Source organism: Pseudomonas sp. AC083 (assembly GCF_979253165.1).
The window spans coordinates 139,313-164,983 of record NZ_CEEDDH010000002.1 but is presented as its reverse complement, the minus strand read 5'-3'; the positions used below and the strand labels follow the sequence as shown (position 1 = coordinate 164,983).

The 25,671-nt window shown below is 62.1% G+C and carries 22 protein-coding genes and 2 pseudogenes; 9 read left to right on the top strand and 15 right to left on the bottom strand.

What is annotated here, in order from left to right:
- Positions 1-104 precede the first annotated feature (104 nt).
- Positions 105-1,040, top strand: coding sequence for a LysR family transcriptional regulator (locus AC0IXA_RS03820; RefSeq protein ID WP_471811806.1), 936 nt, complete (start codon positions 105-107; stop codon positions 1,038-1,040).
- Between the two features lie 134 nt (positions 1,041-1,174).
- On the opposite strand, the gene AC0IXA_RS03815 is transcribed toward AC0IXA_RS03820, so the two are convergent.
- From AC0IXA_RS03815 to AC0IXA_RS03805, 3 genes and pseudogenes are all read right to left on the bottom strand, one after another.
- Positions 1,175-1,930 carry a methyl-accepting chemotaxis protein gene (locus AC0IXA_RS03815; RefSeq protein WP_370593524.1) on the bottom strand — a complete coding sequence of 252 codons (756 nt, stop codon included), beginning with the start codon at positions 1,928-1,930 and terminating at the stop codon, positions 1,175-1,177.
- A gap of 102 nt (positions 1,931-2,032) precedes the next feature.
- Positions 2,033-2,857: pseudogene (locus tag AC0IXA_RS03810) on the bottom strand (cache domain-containing protein); the annotation flags it as partial.
- A 201-nt stretch (positions 2,858-3,058) separates the two neighbouring features.
- Positions 3,059-4,375 carry a Na+/H+ antiporter family protein gene (locus AC0IXA_RS03805; protein WP_056791374.1) on the bottom strand — a complete coding sequence of 439 codons (1,317 nt, stop codon included), beginning with the start codon at positions 4,373-4,375 and terminating at the stop codon, positions 3,059-3,061.
- Here AC0IXA_RS03805 and AC0IXA_RS03800 point away from each other — a divergent pair.
- Positions 4,316-6,067 (top strand): annotated as a pseudogene (locus tag AC0IXA_RS03800) (methyl-accepting chemotaxis protein); the annotation flags it as partial. The gene AC0IXA_RS03805 and the pseudogene AC0IXA_RS03800 overlap by 60 nt on opposite strands.
- Positions 6,068-6,169: 102 nt before the next feature.
- On the top strand, positions 6,170-6,925 hold the full coding sequence (locus AC0IXA_RS03795) for a methyl-accepting chemotaxis protein (protein ID WP_371699990.1): 756 nt from the start codon (positions 6,170-6,172) through the stop codon (positions 6,923-6,925).
- A 132-nt stretch (positions 6,926-7,057) separates the two neighbouring features.
- On the opposite strand, the gene AC0IXA_RS03790 is transcribed toward AC0IXA_RS03795, so the two are convergent.
- From AC0IXA_RS03790 to AC0IXA_RS03775, 4 genes are read right to left on the bottom strand one after another with little or no spacing between them, the layout of a single operon-like run.
- Entirely contained in the window at positions 7,058-8,371 is a 1,314-nt protein-coding gene (locus tag AC0IXA_RS03790) for a sensor histidine kinase (protein WP_471811804.1), read from the bottom strand.
- Positions 8,368-9,036, bottom strand: a complete 669-nt coding sequence (locus AC0IXA_RS03785) for a response regulator transcription factor (protein WP_110603823.1) — start codon at positions 9,034-9,036, stop codon at positions 8,368-8,370. The genes AC0IXA_RS03790 and AC0IXA_RS03785 overlap by 4 nt, the downstream gene beginning before the upstream one ends.
- Positions 9,037-9,039: 3 nt before the next feature.
- Positions 9,040-9,351: a PepSY domain-containing protein gene (locus AC0IXA_RS03780; RefSeq protein WP_016775413.1), complete on the bottom strand. Its 312-nt coding sequence runs from the start codon at positions 9,349-9,351 to the stop codon at positions 9,040-9,042.
- Positions 9,351-9,659, bottom strand: coding sequence for a PepSY domain-containing protein (locus AC0IXA_RS03775; RefSeq protein WP_471811801.1), 309 nt, complete (start codon positions 9,657-9,659; stop codon positions 9,351-9,353). Before AC0IXA_RS03775 ends, AC0IXA_RS03780 begins: the two co-directional genes overlap by 1 nt.
- Before the next feature lie 290 nt (positions 9,660-9,949).
- Here AC0IXA_RS03775 and AC0IXA_RS03770 point away from each other — a divergent pair, with 290 nt between their 5' ends.
- From AC0IXA_RS03770 to codA, 4 genes are all read left to right on the top strand, one after another.
- Positions 9,950-11,029: a patatin-like phospholipase family protein gene (locus AC0IXA_RS03770; RefSeq protein ID WP_471811799.1), complete on the top strand. Its 1,080-nt coding sequence runs from the start codon at positions 9,950-9,952 to the stop codon at positions 11,027-11,029.
- 85 nt (positions 11,030-11,114) lie between these two features.
- A complete protein-coding gene (gene queD / locus AC0IXA_RS03765; RefSeq protein ID WP_007915588.1) occupies positions 11,115-11,471 on the top strand; it encodes a 6-carboxytetrahydropterin synthase QueD in 357 nt (118 codons plus the stop codon).
- 304 nt (positions 11,472-11,775) lie between these two features.
- Positions 11,776-13,047 carry a cytosine permease gene (gene codB / locus AC0IXA_RS03760; protein WP_471811797.1) on the top strand — a complete coding sequence of 424 codons (1,272 nt, stop codon included), beginning with the start codon at positions 11,776-11,778 and terminating at the stop codon, positions 13,045-13,047.
- A 13-nt stretch (positions 13,048-13,060) separates the two neighbouring features.
- Positions 13,061-14,296 carry a cytosine deaminase gene (gene codA / locus AC0IXA_RS03755; protein ID WP_471811795.1) on the top strand — a complete coding sequence of 412 codons (1,236 nt, stop codon included), beginning with the start codon at positions 13,061-13,063 and terminating at the stop codon, positions 14,294-14,296.
- Positions 14,297-14,449: 153 nt separating this feature from the next.
- On the opposite strand, the gene AC0IXA_RS03750 is transcribed toward codA, so the two are convergent.
- Positions 14,450-15,430, bottom strand: coding sequence for a diaminopimelate epimerase (locus AC0IXA_RS03750; RefSeq protein ID WP_471811793.1), 981 nt, complete (start codon positions 15,428-15,430; stop codon positions 14,450-14,452).
- Positions 15,431-15,673: 243 nt separating this feature from the next.
- On the opposite strand from AC0IXA_RS03750, the gene AC0IXA_RS03745 reads away from it, so the two are divergent.
- Complete coding sequence (locus AC0IXA_RS03745) at positions 15,674-16,825, top strand: MFS transporter (protein WP_471811791.1); 1,152 nt, start codon at positions 15,674-15,676, stop codon at positions 16,823-16,825.
- 90 nt (positions 16,826-16,915) lie between these two features.
- Here AC0IXA_RS03745 and AC0IXA_RS03740 read toward each other — a convergent pair whose 3' ends face one another.
- From AC0IXA_RS03740 to AC0IXA_RS03725, 4 genes are all read right to left on the bottom strand, one after another.
- Positions 16,916-19,342, bottom strand: a complete 2,427-nt coding sequence (locus tag AC0IXA_RS03740) for a TonB-dependent siderophore receptor (RefSeq protein WP_471811790.1) — start codon at positions 19,340-19,342, stop codon at positions 16,916-16,918.
- Positions 19,343-19,440: 98 nt separating this feature from the next.
- Positions 19,441-20,418, bottom strand: coding sequence for a FecR family protein (locus AC0IXA_RS03735; protein WP_471811788.1), 978 nt, complete (start codon positions 20,416-20,418; stop codon positions 19,441-19,443).
- 40 nt (positions 20,419-20,458) lie between these two features.
- Positions 20,459-20,950: a sigma-70 family RNA polymerase sigma factor gene (locus AC0IXA_RS03730; RefSeq protein ID WP_130926840.1), complete on the bottom strand. Its 492-nt coding sequence runs from the start codon at positions 20,948-20,950 to the stop codon at positions 20,459-20,461.
- A gap of 252 nt (positions 20,951-21,202) precedes the next feature.
- A complete protein-coding gene (locus AC0IXA_RS03725; protein WP_016775423.1) occupies positions 21,203-21,643 on the bottom strand; it encodes a carboxymuconolactone decarboxylase family protein in 441 nt (146 codons plus the stop codon).
- A 189-nt stretch (positions 21,644-21,832) separates the two neighbouring features.
- On the opposite strand from AC0IXA_RS03725, the gene AC0IXA_RS03720 reads away from it, so the two are divergent.
- A complete protein-coding gene (locus AC0IXA_RS03720; protein ID WP_073471403.1) occupies positions 21,833-22,168 on the top strand; it encodes a hypothetical protein in 336 nt (111 codons plus the stop codon).
- A 159-nt stretch (positions 22,169-22,327) separates the two neighbouring features.
- Here AC0IXA_RS03720 and AC0IXA_RS03715 read toward each other — a convergent pair whose 3' ends face one another.
- The 3 genes from AC0IXA_RS03715 to AC0IXA_RS03705 form a co-directional block, all read right to left on the bottom strand.
- The gene (locus AC0IXA_RS03715) at positions 22,328-23,896 is read right to left on the bottom strand and encodes a sensor domain-containing diguanylate cyclase (RefSeq protein ID WP_471811785.1); all 1,569 of its coding nucleotides are present in this window, start codon (positions 23,894-23,896) and stop codon (positions 22,328-22,330) included.
- A gap of 174 nt (positions 23,897-24,070) precedes the next feature.
- Positions 24,071-24,850: an aldolase gene (locus tag AC0IXA_RS03710; protein WP_471811783.1), complete on the bottom strand. Its 780-nt coding sequence runs from the start codon at positions 24,848-24,850 to the stop codon at positions 24,071-24,073.
- 11 nt (positions 24,851-24,861) lie between these two features.
- Positions 24,862-25,569: a haloacid dehalogenase type II gene (locus AC0IXA_RS03705; RefSeq protein ID WP_471811781.1), complete on the bottom strand. Its 708-nt coding sequence runs from the start codon at positions 25,567-25,569 to the stop codon at positions 24,862-24,864.
- Between the last annotated feature and the right edge of the window lie 102 nt (positions 25,570-25,671).

Here is a 25,671-nt window from a genome sequence, read left to right as displayed (position 1 = left end):
TCCACGCTCAAAAACAATGGCGCGGATTATCGGCTGGCGCCGCTGTGCGATAAATGGGAGCATCCGGACAACACTTTTGCGCAACACGCACAGCGAGACACAGCATGCACGGGCTCAACGAACTCGGATTCAAAGCGTTAAGGCTGTTTGTAGCGGTCCTCGACCACGGCAGTTTTTCCGAAGTCGCCCGCCGCGAAGGGGTCGCGCCCTCCTCCATTTCGCGGCAGATCCAATTGATGGAACAGGCGCTCAACCAGCAATTGCTCTACCGCCACACCCGCGCCGTCACCCCGACTGAAGCCGGACGCACGCTCGGCCACCATGCGCGGTTACTGCTGGTGCAATTGGAAGAAGCCGAACAGGCGTTGCAGGAACAGCAAAGCGAACCCACCGGACTGGTGCGCATCAACGCCCCGGTGGTGTTCGGCCAGCGCCATCTGACGCCCTGGCTGGGCCAGCTCTGCGCGCGCTATCCGAAGCTGCAACTGGATATCCAGCAAACCGACCATTACGTCGATCCGTTGCAGGAAGGCGCCGACCTGCTGTTTCGCATCGGCGCGCTGCACGATTCGAGCATGCAGGCACGCATTCTGGCGCCGCACCGCTTTCAGGTCGCCGCCAGCCCGGCCTATCTCAAACGCCACGGCACGCCGCAGCATCCCGACCAACTCGCGCAACATCAGTGCCTGGCCTACAAAGGCGCGGCCGGTCAGCAGCGCTGGTTTTTCCGCCGTGAAGGCGAGGACTGGACGCCGTACACCGTCAAAGGCCCGATCACCGGCAACCACGCTGACACCCTGACCCAGGCCGCTCAGCAAGGCCTCGGGCTGGTGATGTTTCCGTCGTGGCTGATTGGCGAAGCGGTGCGCGAAGGCACGCTGGTGCCGGTGCTGGGGGAGTATCAGGTGTCGAACAGTCTGGAACCGCAGCAGATCGCCGTGCTGTGGCCGGGGAGCCGAAGGTTGTCGGTGAAGGTGCGGACGGTGATTGATTTTTTTGTCGAGTGTTTTGGCGAGATTCCCTATTGGGACAGATCTTAAGCCCTACACAAATCCAAATGTGGGAGCGAGCCTGCTCGCGAATACGGTCCGTCTGATATCAGAGCAGCGTCTGATACACAGCTTTCGCGAGCAGGCTCGCTCCCACAGGGTTTATGCAGGGCTCCAGAATTGCGTCAGATACGGAACTGCCCGACCAGCTTGCCCAACCGCTGCCCCAGCTCCGCCAGACTGCGCGACGTCTGCGCGCCCAGTTGCGTTTCATCGGCGACGCTGTCCACCGCCACGGCAATCTGATGCACGCTGCGGTTGATCTCTTCGGCCACGGCCGTCTGCTCTTCCGCTGCGCTGGCGATCTGCGCGTTCATCGAGTTGATCGTCGCGATCAACTGCGCCATCGCGTCCAGCGATGCACCGGCCTGATTGGCTTGCTGCGAAGTGCCGTCGCCGGCCTCGCTGGAACGGCGCATCGCTTCGACCGCCTGCTGCGTGCCGGCCTGCAAGCGGTCGATCATGCCCTGGATTTCCTGGGTGCTGATCTGCGTGCGGCTGGCCAGCGCGCGCACTTCGTCGGCGACCACCGCAAAGCCACGACCGGCCTCACCGGCGCGCGCCGCTTCGATCGCGGCGTTGAGCGCCAGCAAGTTGGTCTGCTCGGCAATCGAACGGATCACCCCAAGCACGCCGACAATCGAACTGACGTCCTGCTGCAGGCTGTCCAGCGACACGCCGCTGTTGCGGATGTCGTCGACCAATGCATGAATCTGTTTGATGCTACCCGCCACTACGCGCTTGGCGCTCTGGCCTTCTTCGTCGGTCTGCTGAGCGGCGACGGCGGCGTTCTGTGCGCTCTTGGCGACTTCCTGGGCGGCGGCGGACATTTCGTTGATCGCCGTGGCGACCTGATCGGTTTCGTGGCGCTGACGCTCCATGGCCTGATCGGAACGCTGCGCCTGTTCCGAGACCTGGGTGACCAGCCCGGTGAGTTGCGTGGTCATCTCGGTGATCTGCCGCACCAGGCCGTGGATCTTGTCGACGAAACGGTTGAACGAGCCGGCCAGTTCGCCGAGTTCGTCCTGGCTGGTGATGTTCAGGCGCCGGGTCAGGTCGCCCTCGCCCGCCGCGATGTCGTCGAGGTTGGCTTTCATAAGGGTCAGCGGGCGCAGGATGGTGTTGGCCAGCAGCATGCCCGCCGCCGCGATCACCAGCAGCACCAGCACCGCAACGCCGACAATGCTCAGCACCACGCCTTGCACGCGCTCCTGCACTTGCGCCTCGACCTGCGCCACTTGTGCTTCGATGCCGTCGAGGTTGACCGAAGTACCGACCGCCATGTCCCACTTGGGCAGGTATTCGGTGTAGCCGAGCTTCGGCACCAGCACCTTGGCGTTGCCCGGCAGCGGCGAGCTGTATTGCAGATAGTGGGTGCCGTCCTTGGCCACTTTGACTAGGCCGAGGTTGACGTAGACGCCGTTCGGATCGCGGTTGTCCTTGAAGCTTTTGCCCACGCCGTCGGGGTCGTTGGCCTTGAACAGACGCACGGTCTCGGAGTCGTAGCCGAAGAAGTAGCCATCCTTGCCGTAGCGGATGCCCGAAAGCAATTTGATCGCCTGCGCCCGCGCCGCGTCGTCGCCCGGTGCGGCGGCGTCGTAAAGCGGTTTGATCGTGGTCATGGCCACGGCGACGTAACTTTGCAGGGTGGCCTTGGCGTCGCTGAGCAGCCGCTCGCGGGTCTGTTCGACCTCCTTGCGCGCCTGTTCCTGGAGGATGAACAGCGTGGTCACGCTGATGACCAGCGCAAAGAGCAGCACCGGCAGAACGGCAAGGGACAGGACTTTAGCCTTGAGACTCAGGCGCATCGGGGGACTCACTCTTTTGATTTTGTTGGCGTGGTTAAAGGCTTTAACGGCACGCCGGAGCAAAAGTTGAGTCTTGAAACATCGCCGCCCCCCCTGTGGGAGCGAGCCTGCTCGCGAAAGCGTTGGCTCAGCAACCTGTGTGTCGACTGACACGACGCCTTCGCGAGCAGGCTCGCTCCCACAAGGGGCAATTGTGGATTCTTACAGAACCATCGCCGCCACCCAGCCAAACACCAGCAGCGGCAGGTTGTAGTGCAGGAAGGTCGGTACGACGGTGTCCCAGATGTGGTGATGCTGGCCGTCGATGTTCAGGCCCGAGGTCGGGCCGAGGGTCGAGTCCGAGGCCGGTGAACCGGCATCGCCCAGCGCGCCGGCAGTGCCGACGATGCAGACGATGGCGATCGGGCTGAAGCCCAGTTGCACGCACAACGGCACGAAAATCGCTGCGAGAATCGGCACGGTGGAGAACGACGAACCGATGCCCATGGTCACCAGCAAGCCCACCAGCAGCATCAACAAAGCCCCGACGCCTTTGCTGTGATTGATCCAGGCCGCCGACGATTCGACCAGCGTCTGTACCTGCCCGGTGGCTTTCATCACCTCGGCAAAACCTGAGGCGGCGATCATGATGAAGCCGATCATCGCCATCATTTTCATGCCTTCGGTGAACAGATCATCGGTCTCGCGCCATTTGACGATGCCCGACACCGAGAAAATCAGGAACCCGACCAGAGCGCCGATAATCATCGAGTCCAGCAGCAACTGCACCACGAATGCCGAAGCAATGGCCACACCGGCGATCATCAGGCTCAGCGGGTTGTAGTGCACCGCCGTCTGCTCGACCTGTTCGATCTTCGCCAGGTCATACACGCGCTTCTTGCGATAGCTGATGAACGCGATCGCCAGGCCGAAAACCATGCCCAGTGCCGGAATGCCCATGGCGTGGGTGACATTGATGCCGCTGATGTCGACGCCGCTGCGGGCGACGTTGGCCAGCAGGATTTCGTTGAGGAAGATGTTGCCGAAGCCCACCGGCAGAAACATGTACGGGGTGATCAGGCCGAATGTCATGACACAGGCGATCAGACGGCGATCGAGTTGCAGCTTGGTCAGTACATATAGAAGTGGCGGCACCAGCAGCGGGATGAAGGCGATGTGAATCGGCAGGATGTTCTGCGAGGCAATCGCCACCACCCACAGCAGCCCGATCAGCAGCCATTTGACGTTACCGCCGCCGGTTGCATGCTGCCGATCCACCATCGCCAAAGCCTTGTCGGCCAGCGCATGGGCCAGGCCCGACTTGGCAATCGCCACGGCGAAAGCGCCGAGCAAGGCGTAGGACAACGCCACGGTCGCGCCGCCGCCCAGGCCGCTGTTGAACGCCTTGAGTGTTGCGTCGATGCCCAGACCGCCGGTCAGGCCACCGACCAGCGCCCCGACGATCAGCGCGATCACCACATGCACGCGCGACAGGCTGAGGATCAGCATGACGCCGACGGCTGCTATGACTGCATTCATTTCACTACCTCAAAAAACACTGCGGGTGAAAACACACCGCCAGACAGGATGAGTCCGCCCGGGGTTGGCCGGCGGATGTGTATGGAGGGTCTTGTTAGAGGGCGCGCACTGTGCCGCAGAGTGGCGGCGCTGTCAAAGCCCCGTGGCGAGGGGATTTATCCCCGTCGGGTGGCGAAGCCGCCCCCGGCAAACTTCAAAACAACCCTATACGCAGGTGTCACGACTGCTTCGCAGCCGAACGGGGATAAATCCCCTCGCCACTGGACCACAGGACCACAGGACCACAGGACCACAGGCCCCGCATGCGGCAATCGGTCATATTGCGTTCACGACATAAAGAAAGCCGAAACGCGGCCGCTACAGTGCAAAGTCTCAGATATTTATCGGATAAGGATGTTTTCCATGTCGCTCAGACAACTTTCCATCCAATGGAAAATCACCCTGCTCGCCGGCCTCTGCCTGGCCGGTATCGTGACCCTGTTGGTCGGTCTTTCGCTGTATCGCATGGAACACAGCTCGGCGCTGGTCCAGACCTCGAGCATGGAGATGCTCACCGAGTCGGCGCAGGCGCGGATCGAGTCGCAAGGTGAAGTGCAGGCCGCCGGCATTCGTCAGCAATTCATGGACGCCTATCAGTACGGCCACGGCTTCTCGCGGCAGGTACTGTTTTTGCGTGAGCAGGCCGAGAAGCGTTTTCTCGATGCCTTCGACCTGCGCGAGGACATGACCCGTCAGGTCAAATCCGCGCTGCAAGCCAACCCGGACCTGCTCGGCCTGTCGCTGGTGTTCGAAGCCAACGCGCTGGACGGCAAGGACGAACTGTTCGCCGATCAGGCTGAACTGGGCAGCAACGACAAGGGCCGTTTCGCCCTGTACTGGTCGCAGCCGACCCCGGGCAAAGTCACCTCGATGGCGCTGCCGGAAAGCGACATGAGCGACACCAGCACCGGCCCCAGCGGTCAGGCCGCCAACGCCTGGTTCACCTGCCCGCGCACCACGCTCAAACCGTGTGTGATCGAGCCGTACTTCTATGTCATCGACGGCCACAAAGTGCTGATGACCAGTATCGTCTTCCCGCTGCAGGTCAACGGCAAAGTCATCGCCTCGCTGTCGGTCGACATCAACCTCAACAGCCTGCAAGCGATCAGCCAGAACGCCAGCCGCAAGCTGTATGACGGTCAGACCGCCGTCAGTATTGTCAGCCCCGCCGGCCTGCTCGCCGGTTACAGCCCGGATGCCGGCAAACTCAGCCAGCGCCTGGATGCGGTGGATCAGGCCAGCGGCAGCGAGTTGCTGCGCCTGCTCGCCGCGAGCACTGGCGTGAGCAGCCTGCACAGCAACGGCCAGTTGAAAGTGCTGTCGCCGTTCCAGCCGATTCCCGACGGACCGGCGTGGGGCGTGTTGCTCGATGTGCCGGAGAAAGTCCTGGTCAGCCGCGCCGAAGCGCTCAAACAGCAACTGGATGCGAGCAATACCTCGGGCACGCTGATCGAACTGAGCCTCGGCCTGCTCGCCGCGCTGATCGGTCTGCTGCTGGTGTGGCTGATGGCGCGCAGCGTGACCAGGCCGATCCTTGGTGTGGCGCACATGCTTGAAGACATCGCCAGCGGCGAAGGCGACCTGACCCGGCGTCTGGCCTACGACAAGCAGGACGAGCTTGGCCAGTTGGCCGGTTGGTTCAACAAGTTCCTCGACAAGTTGCAGCCGATCATCGCCGAGGTGAAGCGCTCGGTGCAGGATGCGCGCAAAACCGCCGACCAGTCCTCGGCCATCGCCACCCAGACCAGCGCCGGCATGGAGCAGCAATATCGTCAGGTCGATCAGGTCGCCACCGCTTCCCACGAAATGAGCGCCACCGCCCAGGACGTTGCACGCAGTGCCGCCCAGGCTGCAGAAGCCGCCAAGGACGCCGACCGCGCCACCCGTCAGGGCCTGACCGTGATCGACCGCACCACCGCAAGCATCGACACCCTCGCCGCCGATATGAGCGCAGCGATGGTTCAGGTCGAAGGGCTGGCCGCGAACAGCGAGAAGATCGGCACGGTGCTGGAAACCATCCGCGCCATCGCCGAGCAGACCAACCTCCTGGCACTCAACGCCGCCATCGAAGCCGCCCGCGCCGGTGAGGCCGGACGCGGCTTTGCCGTGGTCGCCGACGAAGTGCGCAACCTTGCGCGCCGCACTCAGGAGTCGGTGGAGGAAACCCGCCAGGTCATCGAGCAATTGCAGAACGGCACGCAGGAAGTGGTCGGCTCGATGGGCAACAGCCATCGTCAGGCCCAGGGCAGTGTCGAGCAGGTGGGCCAGGCCGTGACCGCGCTGCGGCAGATCGGCGATGCGGTGACGGTGATCAGCGACATGAACCTGCAAATCGCCAGCGCTGCCGAAGAACAGAGCGCAGTGGCTGAGGAGATCAACAACAACGTGGCGACAATTCGCGATGTGACCGAATCGCTGTCCGGGCAGGCGAACGAGTCGGCGCGGGTCAGTCAGTCGCTCAACAGTCTGGCGAATCAGCAGCAGCGGTTGATGGATCAGTTTCGGGTCTAGAATCCACCGCAAAAACCCAATGTGGGAGCGAGCCTGCTCGCGAAAGCGTCGTGTCAGTCAGCGAACATTTATCTGACAGATTGCATTCGCGAGCAGGCTCGCTCCCACAGGGGATGTAGGGTGTTTTGGCAATTAGCGCTTAGGCAGTTCAATCACCACTTTCAACCCGCCCCACTCGCTTTCGCCCAGCACCAGCAAGCCACCCCACGTATCGACAATATCCCGCACGATCCCAAGGCCGAGCCCATGCCCGTGGGTCTGCTCATCCAGCCGCGTGCCACGGCTGAACACTTGAGACCGCTGCTCCTCGGGAATCCCCGGGCCGTCATCTTCCACGCTCAGAGCAAAGCCGTCAGACCGCTCGATGACACTCAAGCGCACTTCGGCATCGGCCCATTTGCAGGCGTTGTCGAGCAGGTTGCCGAGCAGTTCGAGCAAGTCCTCGCGGTCCCACGGCAGTTGCAAGCCCGGCGGTGCGACGTAACTCAAGGCCAGATGCTCGCCGTGAATCATGTTCAAGGTCGCCAGCAACCCCGGCAGCTCGGCATCGCAATCGAACAACGCGCCGGGCAGCGCATCCCCCGATAACCGCGCACGATTGAGTTCGCGATTGAGGCGCTGCTGCACTTGTTCCAGTTGCTCCTTGAGAATTCTGCGCAGCTCGGGATGCTCATCGAGCTTGTCGCTGGAGGCCAGGCTCAGCAGCACCGCCAACGGGGTTTTCAGCGCGTGGCCGAGGTTGCCCAAGGCATTGCGCGAGCGCTTGAGGCTGTCTTCGGTGTGGGCAAGCAAATGGTTGATCTGCGCCACCAGCGGCTCCAGTTCCACCGGCACCTGATCGTCGAGTTGCGAGCGCTGGCCCTGTTGCAACTGAGCGATCTGCTCGCGCGCGCGTTCCAGCGGTTTAAGGGCGCGGCGCACGGTCAGGCGTTGCAGGAACAGGATCAACAGCAACGCCGCCAGCCCCAGGCCGAGGCCGATCTGGCGCATGCGCTGGAAGCTGTCGCTGACCGGCGTGTAATCCTGGGCGACGCTGATCGAGATCGACTGACCCAAGCGCCGATAGTCCGAGCGCAGTATCAGCAAGCGCTGCCCGCCCGGGCCAAGTTGCAGGTTGCTGTGCAGCCCCGGGTGTTGCAGCAGCGGCAGTTCCTGATCCCACAGCGAGCGCGAACGCCAGTGGCTGTCGGAGAAATCGATGCGAAAGTAATGCCCGGAAAACGGCCGCTGATAGGCCGGCGACAGATGCCGCTCATCCAGTTGCAGACCTTGCGGGCCGCGCACCAGCGCCACCAGCAGGCTTTCGCTGTCGTTGCGCAGGCCGGCTTCGAGGTAGCGCTGCAAACCGACTTCGAACAACCACAGGCTGGTTTGCGCCAGTACCAGACCGACGATCACCATCACACTGATCAAACCCAGGCTCAAACGGCGCTGGATTGATCTCATGAAGCTTGCCCGCCGAACAGGTAACCCTGGCCGCGACGGGTTTCGATCACGCTTTTGCCGAGCTTGCGCCGCAGGTGATTGACGTGGACTTCGAGGACGTTGGAGTCACGCTCGGTCTCACCGTCGTAGAGGTGTTCGGCGAGGTGGCTTTTCGAGAGGATCTGTTCGGGGTGCAGCATGAAATAGCGCAGCAGGCGGAATTCAGCGGCGGTCAGCTGGATGTCGGCGCCGTCGCGAACCACGCACTGGCGGCCTTCGTCCAGATGCAGGCCGGCGGCTTGCAGGGTCGGCTGGTTGGCCTGGCCCTTGGAGCGGCGCAACAGTGACTGAATGCGCAGGTACAGCTCTTCCGGATGGAACGGTTTGGTCAGGTAATCGTCAGCGCCGGCCTTCAGCCCTTCGATGCGCTCGGCCCAGGAATCACGCGCGGTGAGGATCAGCACCGGAATCGCCAGGCCGGCGGCGCGCCACTGCGCCAACACCTCCAGCCCCGGCACGCCGGGCAGGCCGAGGTCGAGGATGATCAGGTCATAGGGCTCGCTGCTGCCTTGATACACCGCGTCACGGCCGTCGGCCAGCCAATCCACCGCGTAGCCTTGGCGTTGCAGGCCGGCGAGCAGTTCGTCGGCCAGCGGTACGTGGTCTTCCACCAGAAGCAAACGCATCGATCAATCTTCCTTGTCTTTGACTAACTCGCCGGTATCGGCCTTCAGGTGCAGCTCGCGCGCCACGCCCTCGACCGTCAGCAATTCGACTTCGTAAATGTACACGTCGTGTTTTTCTTCCAGCTCGACTTCCAGCAGCTTGGCGCCGGGGTAGCGATCCATGGCCTGCTGCAGCACTTGCTCCAGCGGCAGGATCACGCCATCGCGACGCAGGGCCAGCGCCTCGTCCTGATCGAGATCGCGAGCCATGGCCGTACTGCACAACAACACCAGCGCCAGCGCCGTGAGGCGGGTGGCGCGACTATTCAGCTTCATTACGTATCCTGATGATCCCTGAGCACTTCACCATCGACCGCGTTCAACTCCAGATCCCACTTCAGCCCTTTCGGGTCGCGCAGTTCGATCTGGTAAATGAACTTGCCGTACTCTTCCTCCAGCTCGGTTTCGGTGATTTCCGAACCGGGGTGTTTTTCCAGGGCGATGGCGTTGAGCTTCTCGAAGGAGACGATAGTACCAGCGTCGCGCAAACGAAGCGCTTCGTCAGGTCCGAGATCGCGCGCGCATGCAATGCTGGCGGTGAGGCAGATGATCGACGCAGTGGTCAGGGCAGTCAGGGTTTTCATGGGTGTCTCCGAATTCTTATATGTTGCTTACGGTGGGCACCTTAGCGGGGTCAACTTAACTGAAACTGAATGGCCATCATTGTGCCCCATTGCTGGCAAGGTCCCCTGTGGGAGCGAGCCTGCTCGCGAAGGCGCAGTGTCAGCCGCAACGATGTTTCTGACCCACCGCTTTCGCGAGCAGGCTCGCTCCCACACTGGTTTGCGTCTGCCCCCTTGTGGGGCAGGCTCACTCCTACATGGGCCTGCAACATGTGCTTATAATCGCCAGCTTGCTAACGATCGAGACCGGTATGACCGCCATCCACATCAAGTTTCCCGCCCTCACCCTCAAGGCCGGCCCACGGGCCATGGCGCGGATTCGTGCGCAGGGTTTGCACGCCGCGGACGTCGGCACCCTGCCCGGCGCAGCCGGTGGGCCGAAGGCGTTGGGGATTCAGGGGCTCGATCTGGCGTTGTTCGGCGAGTGGCTGCCGAGTGCGCCGCGCGAGCGTTCGCTGATCGGCGCCTCGGTGGGTTCCTGGCGCTTCGCCAGCGCCTGCCTGCCGGACGCCGCCGAAGGCATTCGCCGCCTCGGCCAGCTCTACGCCGAGCAGCATTTCAACAAAGGCGTGACCATGGCCGAGATCAGCCAGAGCTCGCAGCGCATGCTCAATGATCTGCTCGACGGCCGCGATGCGAGCATCCTCGAAAACGCCGATTACCGACTGAACATCATGGTGGTGAAAAGCCAGGGCCGCCTCGCCGAAGACCATCGCGGGCGCCTCGGTCTGGCGCTGGGTTCGGTGATCGCCGACAACCTGCGCGGTCGTGCACGGCTGTCGCGGCACTTCGAACGGCTGATCATCCACGATCCGCGCCTGGCGCCGCCGCTTGATGCCTTGACCGATTTCCCCTCGCGCTTCGTTGCCCTCAACACCGGCAACCTGCGCCAGGCCCTGCTCGCTTCCGGATCGATCCCGATGGTCATGGAAGGCGTACGCGACTTGCCCGGCGCCGGCGCGGGTACGTTCCGTGACGGCGGCCTGCTCGACTACCACCTCGACCTGCCCTACAGCGGCGACGGTATCGTGCTCTATCCGCACTTCACCGATCGAGTGATTCCCGGCTGGTTCGACAAGACCCTGCCATGGCGCCGCGCTTCGGTGCAGCGTCTGCAGGATGTGCTGCTGGTCGCGCCGTCGAAGGAATATCTGGCGCGCCTGCCCTACGGCAAACTGCCCGATCGCAACGACTTCAAACGCTTCATGGGCGATGCGCCGAGCCGACAGAAATACTGGCACACGGCGATGGACGAGAGCCGCCGACTGGGCGACGAATTTCTCAAACTGACGGCCAATGGTCGCCTCGCCGAGCGCTTGCTGACCCTTTAGTCAGCACGGCCAAAGACAAGCTGATAAACTCGCCGCCTGCCCGAATCGCTGCGGCGAACGCCATCTGAACAGAGCCGAAACTACCGTGGAAATCTTCAAAGAGTTTACTTTCGAATCCGCCCACCGCCTGCCGCACGTCCCGGACGGCCACAAGTGCGGACGCCTGCACGGTCACTCGTTCAAGGTCGCGCTGCACCTGAGCGGCGACCTCGATCCGCACACTGGCTGGATTCGCGATTTCTCCGAGATCAAAGCGATTTTCAAGCCGCTCTACGAACGCCTCGACCACAACTACCTGAACGACATTCCCGGCCTGGAAAACCCGACCAGCGAAGTGCTGGCCAAATTCATCTGGAATGAGATGAAGCCGTTGCTGCCGGAACTCAGCGCGATCCGCATTCATGAGACGTGCACCAGCGGCTGCATCTATCGCGGCGAATAAGCAACACACATCTCCCCGCCCCTGTGGGAGCGAGCCTGCTCGCGAAAGCGTCGTTCCAGTCAATTTATTCGATGACTGACACTCCGTATTCGCGAGCAGGCTCGCTCCCACAAGAGTCCGGCGCCAGGTTTGACTCATCTGCCGTGCACATCACAGGCTCGCTCCCACATTGGGCTCCTGGTGCATTAAGTGCACTGCTTTCGCGCTGAAAACCCCAGTCGCGTCTCCACATTCGGTCACTTGCGTCGCTTGGCACGACCGCTGCAACCCTTCTGCGTCTTCCCCTTCCAGCAAGGACTGCCCCATGACGCAGAACGCCTCCGGCAACGATTACCCGCTCAGTGAAGTGCCCATGCACGCGCGCAAAGGCCTGGCCTCGACGGCGATGGTGTTACTGGGCTTCACGTTTTTCACCGCGACCATGTTTGCCGGCGGCAAGCTCGGGGTTGCGTTCGGTTTCGCCGAGATGATGGCGGTGATCATTGTCGGCAACCTGCTGCTCGGTCTGTACGCGGCAGGCTTGGGTTACATCGCCTTCAAGAGCGGCCTCAATTCGGTGCTGATGGGCCGCTTCTGTTTTGGCGAAGTCGGCAGCAAGCTCAGCGACCTGATCCTCGGCTTTACCCAGATCGGCTGGTACGCCTGGGGCACGGCGACGGCAGCGGTGGTGATCGGCAAGTATTTCAATCTCGATGAAACCACCGTGCTGGTCCTGATGGTGCTGTTCGGTCTGGGCTTCTGCGCTACGGCGTACATCGGTTATCGCGGACTGGAGATTCTCTCGTACATCGCGGTGCCGGCGATGATGTTGCTGCTGATGTTGTCGATGTGGGCAGCGACCGTGAAAGTCGGCGGCTTCGAAGGCTTGCTCAGCGTGGTGCCGAGCGGTTCGCTGGACTGGTCGACAGCGATCACCCTGGTCTTCGGCACCTTCGTCAGCGGCGCGACCCAAGCCACCAACTGGACGCGATTTTCGCGCTCGGCAAAAGTGGCAGTGCTGGCCAGCCTGATCGGTTTTTTCATCGGCAACGGCCTGATGGTGCTGATCGGCGCATATGGCGCGATCGTCTATCAACAGCCGGATGTGGTTGAAGTGTTGCTGTTGCAAGGTTTCGCCATGGCCGCGATGGCCATGCTGTTGCTGAACATCTGGAGCACTCAGGACAACACCATCTACAACTTCGCCGTCGCCGGCTGCAACCTGCTGCGTACCGGTCGGCGCAGAACCGTTACCCTCGGTGGTGCGGTGATCGGCACCCTGCTCGCCCTGCTGGGCATGTACGACATGCTGGTGCCGTATCTGATTCTGCTCGGCACGGTGATTCCGCCGATTGGCGGAGTGATCATGGCTGACTTCTTCTACCGCTGGCGCGGGCACTATCCGGGCCTAGCCGACGCACGGTTGCCGGCGTTCAACTGGCCGGGGCTCGGGGCCTACGGGGTGGGCACCGTCGCTGCGTTCAGTTCGCCCTGGGTCGCGCCGCTGGTAGGCATTGCCGCTGCCGCGCTAACGTATGTCATCGTCACCGGTATGCTCGGCGCCCGTCGCGTCAGCGCACCACTACAAGACCTATAAAAGGATTTGCCTGATGCACATCATCAACGCCCGCCTGCGCAACCAGGAAGGCCTGCACGAATTGCACCTTGAAGACGGCCTGATCCACAGCATCGCCCGTCAGACCGAAGCGCCGACCCTCGGCCCGGATGACCTCGATGCCGGCGGCAATCTGGTGGTGCCGCCCTTCGTCGAGCCGCACATCCACCTCGACGCCACCCTCACCGCTGGCGAGCCGCGCTGGAACATGAGCGGCACGCTGTTTGAAGGCATCGAATGCTGGGGCGAGCGCAAGGTCACCATCACCGAAGAAGACACCAAGACCCGCGCCAAGAAGACCATTCAGGCCCTGGCCGCCCACGGCATTCAGCACGTGCGCACCCACGTTGACGTCACCGACCCGCAACTCACCGCGCTCAAGGCCATGCTCGAAGTGCGTGAGGAAAGCCGTCACCTGATTGACCTGCAAATCGTCGCGTTCCCGCAGGAAGGCATCGAGTCGTTCCGCAACGGGCGCGAGTTGATGGAAGAAGCGATCCGCATGGGTGCCGACGTGGTCGGCGGCATTCCGCATTTCGAATACACCCGCGATCAGGGCGTCAGCTCGGTGAAGTTCCTGATGGACCTGGCCGAGCGCACCGGCTGCCTGGTCGATGTGCATTGCGACGAGACCGACGATCCGCATTCACGCTTCCTTGAAGTGCTTGCCGAAGAAGCGCGCAGCCGCGACATGGGCGCCCGCGTCACCGCCAGCCACACCACGGCGATGGGCTCTTATGACAACGCCTACTGCGCCAAACTGTTCCGCCTGCTCGGCCATTCCGGGATCAGTTTTGTCTCCTGCCCGACCGAAAGCATTCACCTGCAAGGGCGCTTCGACAACTTCCCCAAACGCCGGGGCGTGACCCGCGTCAACGAACTGCTCGAAGCCGGGATGAACGTGTGTTTCGGCCAGGATTCGATCGTCGACCCGTGGTATCCGCTGGGCAATGGCAACATCCTGCGCGTGCTCGAAGCCGGTCTGCACATCTGCCACATGCTCGGTTATCGTAACCTGCAAAGTGCGCTGGATCTGGTCACCGACAACAGCGCCAAAGCCATGCACTTGGGCGAGCGCTACGGACTGGAACAGGGCCGCCCGGCGAACCTGCTGATTCTCTCGGCGGACAGCGACTACGAAGTGATCCGCAGCCAGGGCCTGCCGCTGTATTCGATTCGTGGCGGCAAGGTGTTGATGAAGCGGCAGATGTCGGTGGTGGAGTTCAGTTGAGAAGTACGCTGAACCCGATGGGCCGAGACCAAAACCTGTGGGAGCGAGCCTGCTCGCGAAAGCGCCATGCCAGGCGCCTCGATGTTGGATGTGCCGACCTCTTCGCGAGCAGGCTCGCTCTCACAGAAGATCCCAGCGATGGCGTCGGCCGAATCAAGCGATCAACCGCGCCGTGCCAAACAATCTCACGCGCAGCAACTCCCCTTCCGAAACCTCAAGCAAAACCGGTGTGGTGCCACCCGGCATGACCACCCGCACTTCACCCGCCTCGACCCAACCCACCCGCCACGCGGCACACGCGACCGCACTGGCGCTGGTGCCGGATGACGCGGTTGGTCCCTCACCACGTTCGAATACCCGGGCGAGGATGTGCTGCGGCGACACCTGCACGGCCCATTGCAGATTGACGCCCGCCGGGCAGGGATTACCGGCACCGTTGGGCACTGCATAGGCGATCGCTGTAAGCCGTTGGTTCAGGGTGGGTTCACGCATCTGTTCGTTGCTCGGCAAAGCGGCCGCATCGCCGAGCAGCGTTACACAGTGCGGATTGCCGATACGGACGAATTGGCTGTGGCTCCAGTCAGGATCGAGTTCCGCCAGGGGCTGGACATGGCTGACGTCGCGATTGTTGAACTGAACGTTTTCAACCGTCTGCGCACCCACAGCCTCCGGGCCGAAGCCGGGCTGGCCGAGGTCGAGCCAGAAACCGCGCACGTCCTCGACTTGGGCCGGTGTCACCGCGGTTTCCAGCGCTTCGCCCTTGTCATGATGAACGCGCAATACTGCGCCCTGCTCCGCCATCAAGCCTTGCTCGGTCAATGCCTGAGAAAAAATCGTCAGGCCGTTACCGCTGCGCTCGGCGAGACTTCCGTCAGTGTTGACGATCAGCACATCGAACGGCGCAGATGCCTGAAACGGGCCGATCAGCAGGCCGTCGCTGCGGTGGGGTTTGCTGTCGGCCGGGCGTTGGCCTTCGGGCCAGTGACAGCACAAAGCGATGGCTGCCTCGCTCCATTGCTGCCTGGATACGGCGCACTCTGCGGCCCTCGCTGGCAAAGCGATTCCGGCCTCGCGCAAGGCTTGGGGTGAGACTACAGCGTAGATATTGCCGCGTGCGTCGTAGAACTTCGTCATGCCTTGTTCCCGTATCCATGCTGGCGAAAATCCGACTGTAAACCGCAAACCAGTGTGGGAGCGAGCCTGCTCGCGAAGGCGGTGCGTCAGTCGACAATTCCATATTTGACCCACCGCTTTCGCGAGCAGGCTCGCTCTCACAGGGTAGGATGTTCACCGTTATGCCCCGAAAGGCCTGAGATCGAACCTCAACGCCATCAGAATGTCACTCGGGATGCAGTTGTTTTTTTGCCAAGGATCGATATGACCAGCCTCAACCCCCAAGACACGTTCGTCCCCGGACGCCTGCAACAGATGTCCACGCGCGTTGCCTTTTTCATTGCCGGCCTCGGCATCGCCGCGTGGGCGCCGCTGGTGCCGTATGCCAAGGCGCGAGCCGGGCTGGATGAGGGCACGCTGGGGTTATTGCTGTTGTGCCTGGGCGTCGGCTCGATTCTGGCGATGCCGCTGGCGGGGATTCTTGCCACGCGTTTTGGTTGCCGACGTGTGGCCACCGCCGGCACCTTGTTGATCTGCGCGGCACTGCCCTTGCTGGCGACGGTGTCGTCGATCCCGGCGCTGATCGCCACGCTGTTCATGTTCGGCGCCGGTCTCGGCACGGTGGATTCGACGGTGAACTTGCAAGCGGTGATCGTCGAGCGCGCCAGCGGCAAGCACATGATGTCGGGTTTCCACGGCTTGTTCAGCCTCGGCGGCATCGTCGGTGCGGCGGGTGTAAGCGCCCTGCTGGGCCTCGGCCTGACACCGCTGGCGGCGATGCTGGTCGTCGTCGTGTTGCTGATAGGCGCCTTGCTCAAATGCGTGCCGCACATGTTGCCGTACGGCAGCGAAAGCTCCGGCCCGGCCTTCGCCATTCCCCATGGCATCGTGCTGTTTATCGGCGGCATGTGCTTCATCGTGTTCCTCACCGAAGGCGCGGCGCTGGACTGGAGCGCCGTGTTTCTCGCTCAGGAACGCGGGATCGACACGGCCTACGCGGGCCTGGGTTACGCAGCGTTTGCCCTGACCATGACCGCCGGCCGTCTGCTGGGTGACCGCATCGTGCGCAAGCTGGGTGCGACGCGGATCATTCTGTTCGGCGGTCTGTTGGCGGCGGCGGGGTTATTTCTCGCCACCTTCGCGCCGAGCTGGCAAGCGGCGCTGGTCGGGTATGCGCTGGTCGGCGCCGGTTGCTCGAACATCGTGCCGGTGCTGTACACGGCGGTGGGCAAGCAGACGGTGATGCCGGAGAGCATCGCGGTACCGGCGATTACCACGCTGGGTTATGCCGGGATTCTCGCCGGGCCGGCGGTGATCGGTTTTGTCGCGCATGCCAGCAGTCTGAGTTTTGCCTTTGGATTGATGGCGGTGTTGCTGGTGGCTGTGGCGATCGGCGGCAAAGTTCTGAAGGTCTAAAGCAAAAGATCGCAGCCTTCGGCAGCTCCTACATGGATTTGCGTTCCCCTGTAGGAGCTGCCGAAGGCTGCGATCTTTTGATCTTGTGCTTTAAAAACCTACGCTGGCCTGCACGAAGAACGTGCGCGGTGCGCCGACATACATCCCCGAGTTGTTGTCGCTGGAGCGGGTGAAGTATTGCTTGTCGAAGACGTTCTTCACCCCGGCACCGAGCTTGAGGTTCGACACCTGCGGACCGAAGTCATAACCGCCGCGCACGTTCCAGGTCACGTAACCCGGGATGTCGCCGTACTGCCCATCCGCTGTGCCTTCGGTGATGTAGTTGCCGTTGAAGCTGCCATCCGCATTCACACCGGTGCCCGGCGAACGCTGTTTCGATTGGGCGAAGCCATCGATGTTGTACGTCCAGCGGTTGATCTCGTAACGCAAACCGACCGTCGCAACTTGCCGCGAATAGAACGGCAGATCGCGGCCCTTGAAGCCGGGGATTTCGCCTTCATAAGTGGCGCGGGTGTAGGTGAAACCGGCGTTGGCGGTCAAACCATCGAGGCGTGGATCGAGGGCGGCCATGTCGTAGTGCGCCGAGGCTTCGATGCCCTGGTGCTTGGTCGCGCCGAGATTGGTCCAGCCGACGTCGTTGCTGATGTATTGCAGTTCGTCATCGAAGTCGATGTAGAACAGCGTCACCTCGCCGCCCCAGACATCATCGTTGTAACGCGTGCCGATCTCGTAGGTCTTGGCCTTTTCCGGCTCCAGACCGTTGGCGGTGCTGTCACCCGAACCGCCCTGGCCGAGCTGGAAATATTGCAGGCTGCCGAATGAGGTTTCGTAGTTGGCGAACAGCTTCCAGGCATCGGACAGGTGATACATCACGCTCAGCGCCGGCAGCGGCTCATTGCTTTCGATGCTGCGGTTTTTCTCCTGGACCGGCCGGCCAGCGGTGTCGAGCACGGCGCGGTCGTGCCAATCGGTGCTGATGTGTTCGAAGCGAATGCCTGGGGTGATGGTCCAGTTGCCGACGTCGATCTTGTTGTCGACATACACCGAATTGGCCTCGGTGCCACCGGTGCGATCCTGGAACACATGGCCGTCGGAGGTCGGCGTGACCACCGGCTGATTGTTGACCAGCGCCAGACGGCTCGATTCTTCGTGCATGGCCTCTTTCAGATAGCGATAACCGACGCTGACTTCCTGGGTGGTTGGGCCGACATCGAACACCCGCGACACGCGCGGCTCGATGCCGAGGGTGTAGTAGGAACGCGGGTACGAGCTGAGGGTGCGCTGATCGCGCGCAGCGATGGTACTGCCGCGAAAGCTGTCGGTGTAGTAGGTGAGGATTTCTGCCTGGGTGCGCTCGTCGATCTGGCGAATCCACTTGAACGACACGTCCTTGCGTCGGCCTGTGAACTGGTCGTAGTCACGCACCGATTCGTACGGTTTGTCGTCGTACTGACGCTGGGTCAGACCGCCGGGCATGTCGGCGCTGGCGTCGTAGTAGTGGAAATTGAGACTGAAATCGTCTTGGTCGGTCGGCGCCCAGTGCGTCTTGAGCAGCACGTCGTCGATGTCGTTGCCGTTGTTGCGCTCGCGATAGCCGTGGCCGTTGACGCCGGAGTACAGCAACGCGACGCCCATGCCGTTGTCGGCGGTGCCGCCAAGAAATGCGGTGTCAATGTGTTTCCAGCCGCCGTACTGCGTGGTTTCCAGGGTGGTGCCGATTTCGCCGGTGGTTTTCTCCGGGATCGCGCGGGTCACGAAGTTGATCACGCCGCCGACGTTCTGTGGCCCGTAACGCACGGAACCGGCGCCACGCACGACGTCGATGCTGTCGAGGTTGCCCGAGGAAATCGGCGCCATCGACAGTTGCGGCTGGCCGTACGGAGCAAACGCGGCAGGTACGCCGTCGATCAGCACGGTCGAGCGTGGCGACAGGCGCGAAGTCAGACCGCGTACGCCGACGTTGAGGGAAATATCACTGCCGCCGGTGCCATTGGAGTCCTGCACCTGCACGCCGGGCACGCGTTTGAGCACGTCGCTTACGTTCATCGCGCCCTGCTCGACCATCGCTTCGCGGCGAATCACCGTGCGTGCGCCGGGGTGGTTCTGCACCACCGCCGCGTCGGCGTCACCGAGCCAGTCGCCGACCACTTTGATGTCGGTCACGCCGAGCTCCAGCGGGCCGTTGCTGGCTGCGGAGGTGGCGGCTGGAGCGAGCGTCACCGAGCCTTCATTGATCTGATAATCGAGACCGCTGCCCTGCAACAGCTGCCGCAGCGCCTGCTCCGGCGAAAGGTCGCCGTCGACCGCTGGCGCCTGTTTGCCGGCCACCAGCTCAGGGCTGAAAAACACCTGCAGCGAGGTTTGCTGGCCCAGTTCGCTCAAGGCCTGGCCCAGCGGTTGCGCGCGGATATGAATGGCTTCAGCGGCAAACGCCGACGGCATCGCGGCGCTGACCGCCAGCGCGAGAGCCAGTGGCAACCAAGGGGATTTTTTATTGTGGATTGTGGTGATGTTCACGTCGTACGCAGTCCTGTGGATCGCAAGAGTGTGCAGCTGTTAATGCAAACCAGTTGCAGTTGAACAGGAAGACGATGAACTGGAAAAAAACCTGAATGCTATCTGGAAATTATTTCCTGACTGCCATCGGCCAAGGTGCGAATGGACACTGGCAGGATGCCCGGCAAGGCTTTGAGCAAGGCGTCGGTGTCGTCGGACTTGAACACGCTGGTCAGGCGCAGGCTGGCCACGTTCGGCTGGGATACGGTCAGCGGTTTGTCGCGATAGCGCGATACTTCCGCCGCTACTTCGCCGAGGCTGGCGTTGTTGAACACCAGTTTGCCGTTGCGCCATGCGGTCAGTTCCGCCGGGTTGACCGCGTAGGCCGGCAGGACTTTGCCCTGAGCATCGACCGCAGTGCCGAGGCCTGCGGTGAGGTTGATGAATTCGTTGTCCGGGGCAGCACTTCCCTGCACCTTCACCGTGCCCTGCTCCACCGCAACGCGGGTCTGCGTGGCATCGCGGCGCACATCGAAACGCGTACCGGTGACTGTGACCTTGCCGCTGCCGGCTTCGACAATAAACGGACGCGAGGCGTCGTGTTCAACACTGAACATCGCCTCGCCCGCGCTCAATTCGATCAGCCGCCAATCCTTCTCATAACGCACCTGCAAGCGGCTGCGACTGTTCATATCGATCACCGAACCATCCGGCAACGCTACATGCTTGCGCTCGCCCGGCGCCGTGGCGAACTCGGCGCGGTAACCGCCCGGATGATTCAGCCCGCTGAACAGGCCAAGTCCCAGCGCCACGGTCAGAACACTCGCGGCCACGGCATAACGCAGCAACGGCCGGCGTTCGCGGCGGGGAGTTTGCGCAAGCGCCTGAAGACGCGACGTCGGCAGCAGATCAGCCGCCGTCCACAAGCCTTGCAGCAACTGGAATTCCTCACGGTGCTGCGGATGCTCGTTCAGCCAGGCCTCGAAGCGCTGCCGTTGCTCGATGCTGACATCCGGCTCCTGCAGACGCACGAACCATGCCGCCGCCTCGTCACGCACCGCCGCTTGCCCACAGGCGCAATCACCCGTCTCCATCATGGAATGTCCTGTCCGGCTGAGAATGAAAAGGTGCGAACGCTCATGACTGCAAGCCATCCAGCCGCTCACGCAGATGGCGCAGGGTGCGGATCATATACTTTTCGACCATGTTCTTGGACAGCCCCAGGCGTTCGGCGATTTCTGCCTGAGTCAGGCCTTCGATCTTCTGCCAGACAAAGATCTTGCGGCAGTTGAGCGGCAGCTCGGTGAGCGCGCGTTCGATGGAATCGGCCAACTGGATCGCGTGCATGTAATGCTCCGGATCGCCCGCCGACGACGCAGTGTCCTCGACCGCCTCCGACTCCAGGGCGCCCCGCCGGTCCTCACGCCGATAACCATCAACGGCGATATTGCGCGCGGTCTGGTGCAAATACGCACGCGGCTGCTGCACCGCCGCCGAATCCGCCTCGAGCACCCGCACAAAGGTGTCGTGCGCCAGATCCTCGGCCTGCGCGCGATTGCGCAGGCGACGAGTCCAGGTGCCGATCAACTCTTCGTAATGCTCGAAAAAGCCGGATCTGCGGGAGCGCATGGGGGATGGGCGGCGTGGTGAGAAAGGGGCGTGAATAGTAATGCTTCGTATTAATACAAAGCAATGCACGCGGTGATGGTGTTTTTGATGCGCAAGGTGCAACCACCGACGACGCCGAGCTCCGATGGGCATTGAATAGGACCCTGTGGGAGCGAGCCTGCTCGCGAATGCGGTATGTCAGCAACGATGATGGTGACTGACACGTCGCCTTCGCGAGCAGGCTCGCTCCCACAAGGGAAAAGCGTGAATGCCTCAGGCCTGCGGCAGTTTGCGGAAGCCCACCGCCAGTCGATTCCAGCCGTTGATGGTGTTGATCGCCACCGTCAGGTCAACCAGTTCCTTCGGCGAAAACTGCGCAGCGACGACTTCATAGTCTTCGTCCGGCGCGTGGGTCAGGCTCAGTTGTGTCAGCGACTCGGTCCACAGCAGCGCGGCGCGTTCACGCTCGCTGAAGAACGGCGCTTCCCGCCATGCCGTCACGGCGAACAGGCGGCGTGGGGTTTCGCCGTCCTTGATCGCGTCGGCGGTGTGCATGTCGATGCAGAATGCGCAGCCGTTGATTTGCGAAGAGCGCAGCTTGACCAGTTCGAGCAGGCTCTTTTCCAGCGACAGTTTCGAGACGGCATTTTCCAGCGCCATCATCGCTTTCATGGCATCAGGGGAAGCGGTGTAGAAATCGGCACGAGGTTGCATGGTGGGCTCCGGGGTAGCGATTGAATGTGTGGCTACGTTAGTCCCCGGGGGTGGTTCGGCAAATAGCCAATATTGCAGAAGAACGGTAGGCCACTCGGCGCGGCGACTGACCGCTCGTCACTCGACGGGCACCAAGGTTTCAGTGCGCAAGACCAATATCAGGTAATCCCCTTTATCAGGAGACGTACCATGATGACGCGCAAATTCACTTCGTTATTGTTGGCCGGCCTGCTCGCCACGGCGTCCGCCGCCAGCTTCGCGGCCAATGACAGCACCGATGCGACGGGCACCAAGTCCGGCGGCGCCAGCAGCTCGACCATGCCGCCAGACAACACCCCGGGCTCGCCATCGGGTGGCAGCGGTTCTGGCGGAACCAATAACGGCACCGGCACCGGTACTGGCTCGGGCATGGGCACCGGCACGGGTACCAATGGCGGCGCCAGTGGCTCGGGTTCCGGCGCGGGCGGTGGCACCGGTTCGGCCGGCGGCGGCACGGGTGGCGCGGGCGGTGGCACGGGCAGCTGAACGAACAAGAGCCATCCCAGATAGTCCTGCATACATCAGGACCCAATGTGGGAGCGAGCCTGCTCGCGAAAGCGGTCTGTCAGCCAACCTTGATGCAAGCTGACACACCCATTCGCGAGCAGGCTCGCTCCCACTTCTGATTTCTGTTGATTGAAAGAATCAGCGATCCGAACGCATCAGCTCGGCGAAACCTTCTTCCGGCGCATACACCGCCGCGCGATTGCGTCCGGCATTTTTCGCCTGATACAACGCCGCGTCCGCGCGCTGGATAAACACCTGCGGGCTGTCGTTGCCGTGTGGAATAAACGCATAACAGCCCAAGCTCACGGTGAGATAACCGGTCGGCGACCCACTGTGGATGATGTGCTTGTCGATCACGCTACGGCGAATCTGCCCGGCTATCGCCAGCGCGCCGTTGATGTCCGTGTCTGGCAACAGCACGGCAAATTCTTCGCCGCCATAACGCACCGCCAGATCCGACTTGCGCTGGCAGCAGGCCTTCACCACTTGCGCCACCTGCGCCAGGCATTGATCGCCGGCGACATGGCCGTAAGCATCGTTGTAACGCTTGAAGAAATCGATATCGAGCATGATCAGGCTGACCGGGCTGACCTGGCGCGCACCACGAGCAAACTCGATGTCCAGCGAGCGCTCGAACAAGCGCCGATTGGCCAATCCGGTGAGGCTGTCGTGGGTGGCGATCTGCTCCAGCGCCAGTTGCGCCTTGCGCAGATTTTTCTCGATACGCTCGCCGTCGCGCACTTGATGAATGAACACCCAGCCGAACAGGCCAACCCCGAGAATCACCAGCGCGACAATCACGCTGGACTGAAATGCGCGGTCATACCAGCCCTGCAGAATCGTGTCTTGCGACGTCGCGGCAGAGACCACCAGCGGATACGAGGCGAGCTGGCGATAGCCATACAAGCGGGTCACGCCGTCGACCACGGAGTTGAGCATCGCGGTGCCAGCGTTAGCGTTCGGCAACAGGGTTTGATAGATCTCGCCGTGGGCCACCGAGGTATTGATCAACGACTCATCAAAGGGCCGTCGCGCCAGCAAGGTGCCGTCGGTCAGCGCCAGAAACATGATGCCGCTGTCATCGAGGCTGAAGCTTTTGAAGAACTGATCGAAGTAGGACATGCGGATGCCCGCCATCAGCACGCCCTGAAAGTTGCCGAGCTGGTCGTTCACGCGTCTGGAAATCGGGATGATCCATTCGCCGTTTTCGCGGCTGCGAATCGCCGGGCCGATGTGCGCAACGGTCGACGCATTCTGCTGATGGAACTTGAAATAGTCGCGATCGGCCACGCCGTTGCCACGAGGCAGATCGGCGAACGAGGTGATGATCCACTGCCCTTCGCGATCGAAGAGAAAGATGCCATGCAGCTGATCCAGTTGCTGCGCGCGGCGGGCAAAAATCCGCTGCAACCGAGGTCGCTGCGCCGCCCCGTAACCATCGTCCTGAATCCAGTCGACCAGGCTGGTCATTACCAGATCCGCTGCACGTACAGTGTCTTCGGCCTGCTGCGCCATGGCCCGGGTCAGGTTGCCCGAGGCCATCTTCGCCACTGCCAGATCCTGGCGCCGCGACTGCTCCAGTTGCAGGTACAGCAGACCGCACAGGCACAGGCTCACCGCAACGATGAACAGCACCGCCGCTTTGCGAAGCGGCAACCGTTTGAGCGTGCCGGGGGCCTGATGCGGATCGTGAATGGGGATTGGCAAAAGCATGTCCTGGGCAGGTACGACAGGGGCGCGAGCCCGAAACCCTTGTATGTGTGAGCGTAGCCCACCGGGATGTACCGGGCAAACGCCCGCCTCCCGCCCAGTTATCGGCGCGTCGCGAGTTTGGATGATCGCTTTTCGTCGATTTATTTACGATTGCTCTTTTACGGTTAATCAGTTGTGCAGGGCCAGGCGTCGCATCGCGCTGGTCAGGTGTGCGCGGGCACTTTGCGCATCGCCTTCACGCATCTGTTCATAGGCGCGCTGCGCAATCGCATGAGGCACCGGTTTCAATTCGCGCTGAGTGGCCATCGCCAGCAGTTGCACCTGCGCGGCGCGTTCCAGGTAATACAGATCGTCCCAGGCTTCGGCGATGGTCGGCGCGGCGACAATCACACCGTGGTTTTTCAGAAAGAGAATGTCGGCATCGCCCATGACGCTGGCGATCCGGTCGCCTTCGGATGCGTCCAGTGCGAGGCCGTTGTAATCCTCGTCCACCGCTGTGCGCCCGTAAAATTTCAGCGCGGTCTGCCCCAGCCACAGCAGCGGCGGGCCTTGCAACAGGCACAACGCGGTGGCGTGGGGCATGTGCGTATGGAACGCGACTTTTACCCGTGGCAGTTGTTTGTGCAGGCGCGCGTGGATGTAGAACGCAGTTGCTTCGGGCTCGCCATCGCCATCGCCATCGACCACATTGCCGGCGAAGTCACAGACCAGCAGATTCTGCGCGGTCACTTCCGAAAAAGCGTAGCCGTATGGATTGACCAGAAACAGATCGTCATGCCCCGGCAGCATCGCCGAAAAGTGATTGCAGATGCCCTCCTCCAGCCCATGCAGCGCGGCCAGTTGAAAGCACGCGGCGAGTTCGTTGCGGGCGGTGATGATCGCCTCGGTTTCCAGGTTAAGCGTTGCGCTGGGTCTGGCTTTGCCAGTGCCGCTCAAGATATGAGCCATGGCAATTCTCCTTAGGTCCAGCCGAGGGATTTGAACAGCGGCAGCACTTGATCGAGGCTGGAGAGGATCGCGTCGGGGCGATAGTCCGGCAACAACTGACGACCCGTGCCGCGATCGATCCACACGCAACGAAAACCCATGTCCCGCGCCGCCGTGTGATCGAGCATGGGGCTGGCGCAGATGTGCACCACTTCATCCCGGGTCACGCCCAATTGCTCATGAGCGTAGTCGAACAGACGCGGCGCCGGTTTGTAGGCACCGGCCTGTTGCGCGGTGATCACCCGGTCGATATGGCCGCCGAGCTGCGCAACGTTGCCGGCAATGATCTCGTCGTCGGTGTTGGAGACGATGCACAGCTTGAAGCCCAAGGCTTTGAGCTGCGCGAGGGTGTCGACCACTTCGGCAAATGGCGGCATGTTCGGGATGGCTGTCGCCAGGCGTTGACTGTCCTCGGGCTGGCTCGGCAAGCCCAACTCTGCCAGCGCCAGGTGCAGGCCGAGGGTGCTCAGTTCCCGAAAGGAACGGTGCGGCGGAGTTTGTTCCAGACGATGCTCGTGAAGGTCGTAGACTTCGATCAGCTTAGCGGCGTCGACGGCGTGCTCGCCCTTGTCGCTGAGCATTTTCTCAACCACTGTTTTCAGGCCTTCGTCCCACTGAATCAGCGTGCCATAGCAATCGAAGGTCAGCCATTGCGGGCGTGGCGTGTTGTTCAAGGTCATCGGTCGATTCCTCCAGAGTGAGGACTTCAGCTTATGAGCGTGCGGTGATAGTGTGAAATTAAATAAATAGGCGATAGTCATTCGCAAAACCACTGACAGGAA

Coding starts and splice junctions, on each gene's coding strand:
- AC0IXA_RS03820 (WP_471811806.1), top strand. CDS start 105: ATGCACGGGCTCAACGAACTCGGATTCAAAGCGTTAAGGCTGTTTGTA.
- AC0IXA_RS03815 (WP_370593524.1), bottom strand. CDS start 1,930: ATGGAGCGTCAGCGCCACGAAACCGATCAGGTCGCCACGGCGATCAAC.
- AC0IXA_RS03805 (WP_056791374.1), bottom strand. CDS start 4,375: ATGAATGCAGTCATAGCAGCCGTCGGCGTCATGCTGATCCTCAGCCTG.
- AC0IXA_RS03795 (WP_371699990.1), top strand. CDS start 6,170: ATGGAGCAGCAATATCGTCAGGTCGATCAGGTCGCCACCGCTTCCCAC.
- AC0IXA_RS03790 (WP_471811804.1), bottom strand. CDS start 8,371: ATGAGATCAATCCAGCGCCGTTTGAGCCTGGGTTTGATCAGTGTGATG.
- AC0IXA_RS03785 (WP_110603823.1), bottom strand. CDS start 9,036: ATGCGTTTGCTTCTGGTGGAAGACCACGTACCGCTGGCCGACGAACTG.
- AC0IXA_RS03780 (WP_016775413.1), bottom strand. CDS start 9,351: ATGAAGCTGAATAGTCGCGCCACCCGCCTCACGGCGCTGGCGCTGGTG.
- AC0IXA_RS03775 (WP_471811801.1), bottom strand. CDS start 9,659: ATGAAAACCCTGACTGCCCTGACCACTGCGTCGATCATCTGCCTCACC.
- AC0IXA_RS03770 (WP_471811799.1), top strand. CDS start 9,950: ATGACCGCCATCCACATCAAGTTTCCCGCCCTCACCCTCAAGGCCGGC.
- codB (WP_471811797.1), top strand. CDS start 11,776: ATGACGCAGAACGCCTCCGGCAACGATTACCCGCTCAGTGAAGTGCCC.
- codA (WP_471811795.1), top strand. CDS start 13,061: ATGCACATCATCAACGCCCGCCTGCGCAACCAGGAAGGCCTGCACGAA.
- AC0IXA_RS03750 (WP_471811793.1), bottom strand. CDS start 15,430: ATGACGAAGTTCTACGACGCACGCGGCAATATCTACGCTGTAGTCTCA.
- AC0IXA_RS03745 (WP_471811791.1), top strand. CDS start 15,674: ATGACCAGCCTCAACCCCCAAGACACGTTCGTCCCCGGACGCCTGCAA.
- AC0IXA_RS03735 (WP_471811788.1), bottom strand. CDS start 20,418: ATGATGGAGACGGGTGATTGCGCCTGTGGGCAAGCGGCGGTGCGTGAC.
- AC0IXA_RS03730 (WP_130926840.1), bottom strand. CDS start 20,950: ATGCGCTCCCGCAGATCCGGCTTTTTCGAGCATTACGAAGAGTTGATC.
- AC0IXA_RS03725 (WP_016775423.1), bottom strand. CDS start 21,643: ATGCAACCTCGTGCCGATTTCTACACCGCTTCCCCTGATGCCATGAAA.
- AC0IXA_RS03720 (WP_073471403.1), top strand. CDS start 21,833: ATGATGACGCGCAAATTCACTTCGTTATTGTTGGCCGGCCTGCTCGCC.
- AC0IXA_RS03710 (WP_471811783.1), bottom strand. CDS start 24,850: ATGGCTCATATCTTGAGCGGCACTGGCAAAGCCAGACCCAGCGCAACG.
- AC0IXA_RS03705 (WP_471811781.1), bottom strand. CDS start 25,569: ATGACCTTGAACAACACGCCACGCCCGCAATGGCTGACCTTCGATTGC.